Annotated in this window: 8 protein-coding genes; 4 read left to right on the top strand and 4 right to left on the bottom strand. The window is 71.6% G+C overall.

The annotated features are described in order from the left end of the window. Window positions 1-119: 119 nt before the first annotated feature. The 4 genes from ACIRG6_RS25365 to rhaI form a co-directional block, all read right to left on the bottom strand. On the bottom strand, window positions 120-875 hold the full coding sequence (locus ACIRG6_RS25365) for a (Fe-S)-binding protein (protein WP_364826094.1): 756 nt from the start codon (window positions 873-875) through the stop codon (window positions 120-122). After that, window positions 875-2,374: a rhamnulokinase gene (locus tag ACIRG6_RS25360; RefSeq protein WP_403324644.1), complete on the bottom strand. Its 1,500-nt coding sequence runs from the start codon at window positions 2,372-2,374 to the stop codon at window positions 875-877. The genes ACIRG6_RS25365 and ACIRG6_RS25360 overlap by 1 nt, the downstream gene beginning before the upstream one ends. 163 nt (window positions 2,375-2,537) lie before the next feature. After that, window positions 2,538-4,583 (bottom strand): bifunctional aldolase/short-chain dehydrogenase, encoded by a 2,046-nt coding sequence (locus ACIRG6_RS25355; RefSeq protein ID WP_364686629.1) that lies wholly within the window; start codon window positions 4,581-4,583, stop codon window positions 2,538-2,540. Window positions 4,584-4,650: 67 nt separating this feature from the next. Beyond that, window positions 4,651-5,817: an L-rhamnose isomerase gene (rhaI, locus tag ACIRG6_RS25350; protein WP_239769532.1), complete on the bottom strand. Its 1,167-nt coding sequence runs from the start codon at window positions 5,815-5,817 to the stop codon at window positions 4,651-4,653. Window positions 5,818-6,177: 360 nt separating this feature from the next. On the opposite strand from rhaI, the gene ACIRG6_RS25345 reads away from it, so the two are divergent. From ACIRG6_RS25345 to rhaS, 4 genes are all read left to right on the top strand, one after another. Next, a complete protein-coding gene (locus ACIRG6_RS25345; RefSeq protein WP_350726584.1) occupies window positions 6,178-7,707 on the top strand; it encodes a sugar ABC transporter ATP-binding protein in 1,530 nt (509 codons plus the stop codon). Next, on the top strand, window positions 7,704-8,759 hold the full coding sequence (locus ACIRG6_RS25340; RefSeq protein WP_403324643.1) for an ABC transporter permease: 1,056 nt from the start codon (window positions 7,704-7,706) through the stop codon (window positions 8,757-8,759). Before ACIRG6_RS25345 ends, ACIRG6_RS25340 begins: the two co-directional genes overlap by 4 nt. Then, window positions 8,752-9,783 carry an ABC transporter permease gene (locus ACIRG6_RS25335; RefSeq protein WP_318216018.1) on the top strand — a complete coding sequence of 344 codons (1,032 nt, stop codon included), beginning with the start codon at window positions 8,752-8,754 and terminating at the stop codon, window positions 9,781-9,783. Before ACIRG6_RS25340 ends, ACIRG6_RS25335 begins: the two co-directional genes overlap by 8 nt. Window positions 9,784-9,859: 76 nt before the next feature. Next, complete coding sequence (rhaS, locus tag ACIRG6_RS25330) at window positions 9,860-10,945, top strand: rhamnose ABC transporter substrate-binding protein (RefSeq protein ID WP_403324642.1); 1,086 nt, start codon at window positions 9,860-9,862, stop codon at window positions 10,943-10,945. Window positions 10,946-11,093: the final 148 nt, after the last annotated feature.

Raw genomic sequence — 11,093 nt, 5'->3', positions numbered from 1 at the left:
CCGCGCCCGCTTGTCCCGGATGGTGTGCGTCGCATGCCGCAGATTGCCGCGCAGCGTCGTGTCGCGCACGGCGTCCCGCGCCGCCCTCGGGAAGGCCGGCATCCCCATGAAGGTCCCACTCATCGCAGCGGCTCCTCTTCCGTGCTCGCGAGGATCTCCGCGAGGTGCAGGGCCCGTTGGGGCGCGTCCCGGCGGCGCAGCATGCCGCCGATGTGCATCAGACAGGAGTTGTCGGCACCGCACAGCACCTCCGCGGAGGTGGACAGGGCGTTGCGGACCTTGTCGTCGCCCATGGCCTCGGAAACGTCGGCGTTCTTCACGGCGAAGGTGCCGCCGAAGCCGCAGCACTCCTCCGCGCCGGGCAGCTCGATCAGTTCCAGTCCCTTGACCGCCTGCAGCAGCCGGCGCGGACGGTCGCCGAGACCGAGCATGCGCAGTCCGTGGCACGACGGGTGGTACGTCACCGTGTGCGGGAAGTACGCGCCCACGTCCGTCACCCCGAGCACGTCGACGAGGAACTCGGTCAGCTCGAGGACGCGGGGCACGAGGGACGCGGCGGCGCCGGCGAGTTCCTGGCCGCGCCCTTCGGCCGCCGCCTTGGCGCCGATCCGCGGGTAGTTGTCGCGGACCATGGCGACGCAGGACCCGGAGGGGGTGACGACGTGGTCGTAGCCGTCGAAGGCGCGGGCCGTGCGGCGCACCAGGGGTTCGGTCGCGCGCCGGTAACCGGTGTTGTACTGGGGCTGGCCGCAGCAGGTCTGGGCGGCGGGGAAGTCCACCTCGACTCCAAGGCGTTCGAGCACCTTGACGGTGGCGATCGCCGTGGACGGGTAGAGGGCGTCGTTGACGCAGGTGGCGAAGAGGGCTACGCGCATCAGGGTTCCGTTCGGGCAGGGGTGAGCCTGGCGGCTGCCGCGTCCCAGGCGGCGCCGTCGCCGCGGGGGCTGTAGCGCCTGAGGTGCTGGGTGGAGGCGACGAGCCGGCGCATCGCGGCGAGGTCGGCCACCAGTCCGGCCGCTCTGGCCTGGACGAGGATATTGCCGAGGGCGGTGGCCTCGGTGGGCCCGGCGATGACGGGCAGGCCGGTGGCGTCGGCGGTGAGCTGGCAGAGCAGGTCGTTGCGGGAGCCGCCGCCGACGAGGTGGATGTGGGTGATGTCGCGGCCGGCGAGTTCGGCGGCCTGCCTCAGGGTGCGGCGGTGGGCCAGCGCGAGGCTCTCCAGGATGCAGCGGACGACGGCACCCTGGCTGTCGGGGAGCGGCTGGCCCGTGCGGCGGCAGTGGTCCCGGATGCGTTCCGGCATGTCGCCGGGGGCGAGGAACTCGGGGTCGTCCGGGTCGATGACCGCGGCGAACGCGCGGCAGCGGGCGGCCTCGGCGAGGAGCTCGGGGATGTGCGTGGGCAGTCCCTGTGCGTCCCAGGTCCGGCGGCACTCCTCCAGCAGCCACATGCCCATGATGTTGCGGAGATAGCGGACGGTGCCGTCCACGCCCAGCTCGTTGGTGAAGTTCGCGGCCCGGGAGGCCTCCGTCAGGACCGGGGCGTCCAGTTCGAGTCCGGCCAGGGACCAGGTGCCGCAGGAGATGTAGGCGAAGTGCGGCTCGGTGGCCGGGACGGCGGCGACGGCGGAGGCGGTGTCGTGCGAGGCGACGGTGACGACCGGGGTGCGGGCGTCGAGGCCGGTGTGGTCGGCGACGTGCGGCAGGAGGGTGCCGGCCGGGTCGCCGGGGCGGCGCAGCGGCGGCAGCAGACCGGGGTCGACGCAGAGCCGCTCGAGGAGCTCCGCGGACCAGGTGCCGGTGCGGGCGTCGAACAGCCCGGTGGTGGAGGCGTTGGTGACCTCCGCGCCGATGGATCCGGTCAGCCAGTGGACCAGCAGGTCCGGGACCAGCAGCAGGGTGCGCGCGGCACGCAGCTGGCTGCTGCCGGCGGCCGAGGCGAGCTGGAAGACGGTGTTGAACGGCAGGTGCTGCAGTCCGGTGATCCGGTACAGCTCCTCGGGGCCGACGTGGGACCGGACCCGTTCGGCGGCGTCGTCGGTGCGGTTGTCCCGGTAGTGGTACGGGGCGCCGAGGAGTACGCCGTCGGCGTCGAGGAGCCCGTAGTCCACCGCCCATGTGTCCACGCCGATGGAGACGACCGAGCCGGCCCGGGCGGCTTCCCGCAGTCCGTCGACGGTGCCCTGGAAGAGGGAGAGCAGGTTCCAGTGCAGTCCGTCGGGCAGGCGGACGGGGGTGTTGGGGAACCGGTGGGCCTCGGTCAGGTCGAGGTTGTCCGGTCCGACACGGCCGAGAATCACCCGTCCGCTGGTGGCCCCGAGGTCGACCGCGGCGAACGCCGAGGGGAAGGCCGAGGAGGCCGGGGTGGTGGTCACGTGGTGGTACCTCCGCTGTGCGCGGCGAGGAGTGGTCGGACGTGGAGGGAGGAGGGGAGGCGAAGAAGGGAGAGGGGGCGAAGAGACGGGGCCGGTCCGCCGGCCCGTGGTGCGCCCTGATGCCGCTGCGCGTGCCGCACCGGCATCAGGGCGTGCTGCTGGGTCAGCGCAGGAAGGCCGCGGCGACGCCCGCGTCCACCGGGATGTGCAGTCCGGTGGTGTGGGTCAGGTCGCCGCCGGTGAGGGCGAAGACCGCGTTCGCCACGTGCTCGGGCAGGACCTCGCGCTTGAGCAGCGTGCGCTGGGCGTAGAACTCGCCCAGCTTCTCCTCCTCGACGCCGTACACGGCGGCCCGCTTGGCGCCCCAGCCGCCGGCGAAGATGCCGGAGCCGCGGACCACCCCGTCGGGGTTGACGCCGTTGACGCGGATGCCGTGCTCGCCGAGCTCGGCGGCCAGCAGGCGCACCTGATGGGCCTGGTCGGCCTTGGTCGCGCCGTAGGCGATGTTGTTGGGGCCAGCGAAGACGCCGTTCTTGGAGGCGATGTAGATGATGTCGCCGCCGAGCTTCTGGGCGGTCATCACGCGGGCGGCCTCGCGGGAGACCAGGAAGGAGCCGCGGGCCATGATGTCGTGCTGGAGGTCCCAGTCCTTGGCCGTGGTCTCCAGCAGCGGCTTGGAGATGGAGATGCCGGCGTTGTTGACGACCAGGTCGACGCCTCCGAAGGCGAGGACCGCCTCGGCGAACGCGGCGGCGATCTGCTCCTCGCTGGTGACGTCCACGGTGACGGCCACGGCCTTGTCCGGGCCGCCGAGTTCCTCGGCGACGGCCGCCGCGCCCTTGGCGTCGAGATCGGCGACCACGACGCAGGCGCCCTCGGCGACGAGCCGGTGGGCGATGGCCCGGCCGATGCCCGAGCCGGCGCCGGTGACCAGGGCGACGCGGGTGGCCAGCGGCTTGGGCGCGGGCATCCGGCGCAGCTTGGCCTCCTCCAGCTCCCAGTACTCGATGCGGAACTTCTCCGACTCCTCGATGGGGCTGTAGGAGGAGACGGCCTCGGCGCCGCGCATCACGTTGATCGCGTTGACGTAGAACTCGCCGGCGACCCGGGCGGTCTGCTTGTCCTTGCCGAAGGAGAACATGCCCACGCCGGGCACGAGGACGATGGCGGGGTCGGCGCCGCGCATGGCGGGCGAGCCGGGGACGGCGTGCCGCTCGTAGTAGGCCCGGTACTCGGCGCGGTACTCGGTGTGCAGCTCCTGCAGGCGGGCGACGGCCTGCTCCAGCGGGGCGTCGGCCGGCAGGTCCAGGACCAGCGGGCGGACCTTGGTGCGCAGGAAGTGGTCGGGGCAGGAGGTGCCGAGGGCCGCGAGGCGCGGGTGTTCGGCACGGGAGAGGAAGTCCAGCACGACCGCCTCGTCGGTGAAGTGGCCGACCTGGGGGTGGTCGGCGGACGCGAGGGCGCGGACGTGCGGGGCGAGCGCGGCGGCGCGGGCGCGGCGCTCCTCGTCGGGCAGGGGTGCGTACCCGTCGGTCACCGGTCCGAAGGGCTCGGGGCGGCCCTTCTCGGCGAGGAACACCTCGGCGGTGCGGATGATGTACAGCGAGTTCGCCTCGCACTCCTCGGAGGTGGCGCCCCACGCGGTGATGCCGTGGCCGCCGAGGACGCAGCCGACGGCCTGCGGGTTGGCCTCCTTGACGGCGGCGATGTCCAGGCCGAGCTGGAATCCGGGGCGCCGCCACGGCACCCAGACGACCTTGTCGCCGAAGCACTCGGCGGTCAGCTTCTCTCCGTCGGCCGCGCAGGCCAGCGCGATCCCGGAGTCGGGGTGCAGGTGGTCCACGTGCGCCGCGTCGACCAGGCCGTGCATGGCGGTGTCGATGGACGGCGCGGCGCCGCCCTTGCCGTGCAGGCAGTAGTCGAACGCGGCGACCATCTCGTCCTCGCGCTCGACGCCGGGGTAGACGTCCTTCAGCGCGTGCAGCCGGTCGAGCCGCAGTGCGGCCAGTCCCTCGGCCTTCAGGGTGCCCAGGTCCCCGCCGGAGCCCTTGACCCACAGCAGCTCCGTCTCGCCGCCGGTGACCGGGTCGGTGGCGGTGCCCTTGGCGGACGTGTTGCCGCCGGCGTAGTTGGTGTTGCGGGGGTCCGAGCCCAGCCGGTGCGAGCGCGCCAGGAGCCCGGCGACTTCGGGGTGGATGGCGGAGGCCATGGTGATCTTTCCTTCGGGAGGGGATGACGACGGGGGTGCGGGGGCGCGAGGGACTCCGGGGACGGGGTTACGCGCCCCAGCCGGCCTGCTCGCCGCCCACGCGCTCGGCAGCGATCCGCTCCTGCCAGCCGCTCGCGCGGTAGGCGGCGACCGGGTCGGGGTGCAGGCCCTGCTCCTCGCGGACCTCGGCCAGCAGCGGGCGCACGTCGGTGTTGTACGCGTCCATGAGCACGGCGTTGGCGGCCAGGACGTCGCCCTCGGCCTGCGCCGCGGTCAGCGCCTCGGCGTCGACGAGCAGGGCCTTGGCGGTGGCTTCCTGCACGTTCATCACGGAGCGGATGACGGCGGGGATCTTCGCCTCGATGTTGTGGCACTGGTCGAGCATGAAGGCGACGCCGGCGGCGGGGTCCAGACCGCCGTTCTTGACGACCTCGTGCATGATCCGGAAGAGCTGGAAGGGGTCGGCGGCGCCCACCATGAGGTCGTCGTCGGCGTAGAAGCGGGAGTTGAAGTCGAAGCCTCCCAGCTTCCCCTCGCGCAGCAGGAGGGCCACGATGAACTCGATGTTGGTGCCGGGCGCGTGGTGGCCGGTGTCGACGACGACCTGCGCGCGGTCGCCGAGCTTGAGGCAGTGCGCGTAGGCCGTGCCCCAGTCGGGGACGTCGGTCGTGTAGAAGGCGGGCTCGAAGAGCTTGTACTCCAGGAGGATCCGCTGGTCGTCGCCGAGGCGCTCGTAGACGGCCCGCAGGGCTTCGGCCAGGCGGTCCTGGCGGGCGGCGACGTCGTCCTGGCCGGGGTAGTTGGTGCCGTCGGCGAACCACAGCTTGAGATCGCGTGAGCCGGTGGCGTCCATGATGTCGACGCACTCCATGAGGTGCGCGAGCGCCTTGCGCCGCACCGTGGCGTCGGGGTGGCAGACACTGCCGAGCTTGTAGTCGTCCTCCTGGAACACGTTGGCGTTGATGGCGCCCAGTTCCAGGCCGCGGTCCTTCGCATGGGCGGCGAGCGCCGCGTAGTCGTCCACCTTGTCCCAGGGGATGTGCAGCGCCACCCGGGGGGTGATGCCGGTGAACTCGTGCACCTTGGCCGCGTCGTCGAGCTTCTCGCGAGGTGTGCGCGGCACGCCGGGCTGCGCGAACACCTTGAAACGCGTTCCGGAGTTGCCGTAGCCCCAGGAAGGCGTCTCGACCCGCTGGTGGGCGAGTGCGGTTTTCACGGCAGTGATGTCAGGCATGTCCACCTCTGAATACGCAAGTTGCCCCGTCGTGGGGCATGTGAAGGACCCGAAGTGTGAATCGATTCAGGACGCCGCTGAAACTAGCCCGTGCCCACAACCCCGTCAAGGGGTCGCGGAGAGCTTGGACGAGTCTGTCGCCGGAACGCGGGCGCGCAGCGCCACAACCGGCCTGACAGCGGGTGACTGCGCAGTTCACTGGGGCTTCCTGGCGTCCCCGCCCGCCCCGTCCGCAACTTCTCGCGACTGCGTGGCGCTCAGACCCTTGACGTTCCGGACAGGCTGAAGCTAGCTTCCGGGCAACCCCGTTGAAACATTTCACAGCGGGGTGTCCCCCGGCACACGTACTGGAGAGAACCCATGACTCATCCCGAACCGGAGACCACTCCGGTGCTCGCCCTGGAGGGAGTGAGTAAATCCTTCGGCGCCGTCCGGGCCCTGCGCGGCGTCTCGCTGCGACTCTACGCGGGCGAGGCCCATGCCCTGGCGGGCGAGAACGGCGCCGGCAAGTCCACCCTGATCAAGACTCTCGCAGGCGTGCACCGTCCGGACACCGGCACGGTCCTCCTCGACGGCAAGCCGGTGGACTTCCACAACCCGGCCGACGCCCGCGACGCGGGGATCGCCGTGATCTACCAGGAGCCGACGCTCTTCCCCGATCTGTCCGTCGCGGAGAACATCTTCATCGGGCGGCAGCCGCGCCGCGCCCTGGGCCGGGTGGACCACCGCGCGGTCAAGCAGGCCGCCTCCGACCTCTTCTCCCGCCTCGGTGTCGCACTCGACCCCGACCAGCCGGCGCGCGGCCTCTCCATCGCCGACCAGCAGCTCGTGGAGATCGCCAAGGCCCTGTCCTTCGACGCCCGTGTGCTGATCATGGACGAGCCGACGGCGGCACTCACCGGCAGCGAGGTGGCCCGGCTGTTCGGCGTGGTCAAGACGCTGCGCGAGCAGGGATCGGCGGTGCTCTTCATCTCGCACCGCCTGGAGGAGATCTTCGAGCTGTGCCAGCGGGTCACCACGCTGCGGGACGGTGCCTGGATCGCCAGTGAGCCCCTCTCCGACCTCGACGAGGACGGCCTGGTGCGGCGCATGGTCGGCCGCGATCTCGAGGAGCTCTACCCCAAGCAGGAGACCCGGATCGGCGAGGTCGCCCTGAGCGTGCGCCGGCTGACGCGCGAGGGGGTGTTCACCGACGTCTCCTTCGACGTCCGCCGCGGCGAGATCCTCGGCCTTGCCGGACTGGTCGGGGCGGGCCGCAGCGAGGTGGCCCGGGCCGTCTTCGGCATCGACCGCTTCGACGGCGGCGAGGTCGAGGTGCTCGGCCGGAAGCTTCCGCCGGGGGCGCCCAGCCTCGCCATGGCCGCGGGCATCGCCCTGGTGCCCGAGGACCGCCGCGCCCAGGGCCTGGTGATGGACATGTCCATCGAGCGAAACATCGGCCTCACCGGCTTCGCGGCCACCTCCCGTGCCGGGCTGATGAACCGCCGGGCCGAACGCAGCCGCGCCGTGGACTGGGCGACCAGGCTCCAGGTGAAGTACGCCCGGCTGGCCGACGTCGTCGGCACGCTCTCGGGCGGCAACCAGCAGAAGGTCGTCCTCGCCAAGTGGCTCGCCACGGCACCCCAGGTGCTGATCGTCGACGAGCCGACCCGCGGCATCGACGTGGGGACCAAGGCCGAGGTGCACCGCCTGCTGTCCTCGCTCGCCGCCGACGGCGTGGCCGTCCTGATGATCTCGTCCGACCTGCCGGAGATCCTCGGCATGGCCGACCGGGTCCTGGTGATGCACGACGGCCGGCTGACCGCCGAGATCCCCCGGGCCGAGGCCACCGAGGAAACCGTGATGGCCGCCGCGACCGGCCGCGCCGACCGAGGGAGGAAGGCGGCATGACCACGACCGTCGAGCCGGTGCGGCAGGACGTCGCACCCGAGTCCGTCGCCGCCCGGCGGCTCATGGACAAGATATTCAAGGCCCGTGAACTGGCCGTGATCGCCGTACTGGTGGTCATGCTCGGCGCCACCCAGCTGTCCAACGGCGAGTTCCTGTCGCAGCAGGGCATCAAGGACCTGCTGCTGAACGCGACCATCCTGGTGCTGGTCGCGATCGGCCAGGCGATGGTGGTGATCACCCGCAACGTCGACCTGTCGGTCGGTTCGGTGCTGGGCATCTCCGCCTTCGCCGCGGGGCTCTACCTCCAGGACGGCGGCAACGCGCTCGTCGCCGTGCTGCTCGCGGTGGCGATCGGCGCGCTGTTCGGCGTCGTCAACGGTGCGCTGGTGAGCCTCGGCAAGGTGCCGGCGCTGGTGGTGACCCTGGGCACCCTGTACATCGTCCGCGGCATCGACTCCATCTGGGTCGGCTCCCGCCAGATCACCGCGAGCGACCTGCCCGGCGGCTTCGTCGACTTCGGCCACGACGGCATCGCCGTGGTGCCCTACCTCGCCCTGCTCACCGTCGCCGTGCTGGTCGTCGTCGCCTACTACCTCCGCAGCTACCGCAGTGGCCGCGACATGTACGCCCTGGGGTCCAACCCGGAGGCCGCCCGACTCGCCGGTGTCCCCGTCCGGGCCCGCGTCATGACGGCCTACGTGGTGTGCGGCGCGCTCGCCGGACTGGCCGGCGCGCTCTACCTCGCCAGGTTCGGCAACGTCGACTCCAACACGGGCAGCGGCTACGAGCTCATGGTGGTCAGCGCCGTGGTCGTCGGCGGCGTCGCCTTCACCGGCGGCTCGGGCACCGTCTACGGTGCCGCGCTCGGCGCGGTGCTGCTGACCTCCATCAACGGTGTGCTCCCGGCCCTGGGCGTCAGCTCGGTCTGGGTCACCGCCATCAACGGCTTCCTGCTGCTGCTCGCCATCGCCGTCGACCGGGTCCTGGCGCTGCGAGTCGCCGGGGCGCTGCGCAAGAAGGCCGCACAGACGAGGAGTGCCCGTCATGCCTGACACCACCGTCAAGTCCCCCGCGCTCTCCCGCCTCGGCGGGGCGGTGCGCTGGGACACCTCGGTCGGCCTCCTGCTGGTCGTCCTGCTGATCTGCTCGTTCTCCTTCGTCGAGAACTTCGGCAACGCCCTCAACGTGTCCTTCCTCATCGGCAACACCCTGCCCATCGCGCTGATCGCGCTGCCGATGGCGATGCTCGTGGTGTCCGGCGAGGTGGACCTCTCGGTGGCCTCCACCGCCGGCCTCTCCAGCGCCGTGATGGGGGCACTGTGGAACGCGGGCATGGCGATCGAGACGATCATCCCGCTGTGCGTACTGCTCGGCGTGGTGTGCGGCCTGGTCAACGGGCTGCTCGTGACCCGGCTCGGACTGCCGTCGCTGGCCGTCACCATCGGCACGCTGGGCGCCTACCGGGGCATCGCGCAGATCGTGCTCGGCTCCGACTCGGTGACCGACTTCCCGGCCCAGTACCTGGACTTCGGGGCCGGCCGGTTCGGTGACACGTTCCTCCCGTACGCCGCCGTGCCGTTCGTCGTGCTGCTGGCCATCGCGGTGGTCCTGCTGCACGCCACGCGCTTCGGCCGCTCGCTGTTCGCCGTCGGCTCCTCGGAGGAGGCCGCCCGCTTCGCCGGTGTCCGGGTCAAGCGGCTGAAGCTGGCCATGTTCGTGTCCACGGGCGTGGTCTCCGCCCTCACCGGCGTGTTCTGGACGCTGCACTACGCCAGCGCCCGCTACGACAACGCGACGGGCCTGGAACTGTCCGTGATCGCCGCGGTGCTGCTCGGCGGCATCGACTTCGACGGCGGCAAGGGCACGCTCGGCGGCGCCGTCGCCGGCGTGTTCCTGCTCGGCACGATGCAGAACGTCATGAGCCTGCTCAACGTCACCGCCCAGTCCCAGACCGTCGCCACCGGCGTGCTGCTCGTCGTCTCCGTGCTGGCTCCGCGGATCGGCCGGCAGATCTCCCAGGCCCGCGCCAGGGGGCGAACCGCCGCCTCCCCACCGGTGACGGCCCCGTCCTCATAGCCCCGCTCTCCTCGCGTCCCGGAACCTCTCCGGCCCGCCGTCCACTCCCCCGCCCGCACAGGTAAAGGAACACCTCATGTTCGGCACCAGCGCCAGACCGCGTCGCCTCTCCCTCGCCCTCGCCACCGTCACCGCCCTCGCTCTCGGCGCCACCGCCTGCGGCGGCACCACCAAGGACGACGCGTCCAAGGACGGCGGCAACGCGGCGGTCGGCAAGGCCGACCCCGGCGCGGCGACCAAGAAGGGCCTCACCGTCGCGTTCCTGCCCAAGCAGGTCAACAACCCCTACTTCACCACCGCCGACGCCGGCGGCAAGAAGGCCCTGGACGAGCTGGGCTCCAGCTACAAGGAAGTCGGCACCAGCAGCGGCACCGACACCGCCGGCCAGGTCAGCTACGTCAACACGCTGACCCAGCAGCAGGTCGACGCCATGGCCGTCTCCGCGCAGGACCCCGGCGCCCTGTGCACCGCGCTCAAGCAGGCCATGCGGGGCGGCGTCAGCGTCGTCACCTACGACTCCGACACCAACAAGGACTGCCGCCAGGTGTTCGTCTCCCCGGCCTCCACCGAGGACCTCGGACGCACCCAGGTCGAGCTGCTGTCCAAGCAGATCGGCGGCAAGGGCGAGATCGCGATCCTGTCCGCCGCGCAGACCGCGACGAACCAGAACGCCTGGATCGACGTCATGAAGGAGGAGCTGAAGAAGCCCGCCTACAAGGACATCAAGCTGGTCAAGGTCGCCTACGGTGACGACGACGCCCAGAAGTCGTTCCAGCAGACCCAGGGCCTGCTCCAGGAGTACCCGAACCTGAAGGGGATCATCTCCCCGACCACCGTGGGCATCAAGGCCGCCGCCCAGTACCTGTCCGGCTCCAAGTACAAGGGCAAGGTCAAGCTCACCGGTCTCGGCACCCCGAACGACATGCGCGCCTACGTCAAGAACGGCACCGTCGAGGCGTTCGAGCTGTGGGAGCCGGCCAAGCTCGGCGCGCTCGCCGCGCACGCCGCCGTCGCCCTGGAGTCCGGACAGATCACCGGCCAGCAGGGCGAGACGTTCAAGGCCGGCGACCTGGGGAGCTTCACCCTGGGCGAGGACGGCGTCGTCTCGCCGGGCGAGCCGACCGTCTTCGACAAGGCCAACATCGACCAGTACGACTTCTGATCCGTAACGACTTCCGTGACGACCGCGGTGGGGGGGGGGGGGGGGGGGGGGGGGCCGGCCGGCCCCCGGGGGGGGGGGGGGGGGGGGGGGGGGGGGGGGGGGGGGGGTGTGGTGGGGCGGGGGGCCGCCCGGGGCCCCCGCGGCCCCC

Source organism: Streptomyces flaveolus (assembly GCF_044765825.1).
GTDB lineage: Bacteria > Actinomycetota > Actinomycetes > Streptomycetales > Streptomycetaceae > Streptomyces > Streptomyces flaveolus.
The sequence above is the reverse complement of the archived record's forward strand: the minus strand, read 5'-3'. Positions and strand labels throughout refer to the sequence as shown.

Bases quoted from the DNA above. Each gene is read 5' to 3' on its own strand.
- rhaI (WP_239769532.1), bottom strand. From the start codon at position 5,817: ATGCCTGACATCACTGCCGTGAAAACCGCACTCGCCCACCAGCGGGTC.
- rhaS (WP_403324642.1), top strand. From the start codon at position 9,860: ATGTTCGGCACCAGCGCCAGACCGCGTCGCCTCTCCCTCGCCCTCGCC.
- ACIRG6_RS25355 (WP_364686629.1), bottom strand. From the start codon at position 4,583: ATGGCCTCCGCCATCCACCCCGAAGTCGCCGGGCTCCTGGCGCGCTCG.
- ACIRG6_RS25335 (WP_318216018.1), top strand. From the start codon at position 8,752: ATGCCTGACACCACCGTCAAGTCCCCCGCGCTCTCCCGCCTCGGCGGG.
- ACIRG6_RS25340 (WP_403324643.1), top strand. From the start codon at position 7,704: ATGACCACGACCGTCGAGCCGGTGCGGCAGGACGTCGCACCCGAGTCC.
- ACIRG6_RS25345 (WP_350726584.1), top strand. From the start codon at position 6,178: ATGACTCATCCCGAACCGGAGACCACTCCGGTGCTCGCCCTGGAGGGA.
- ACIRG6_RS25365 (WP_364826094.1), bottom strand. From the start codon at position 875: ATGCGCGTAGCCCTCTTCGCCACCTGCGTCAACGACGCCCTCTACCCG.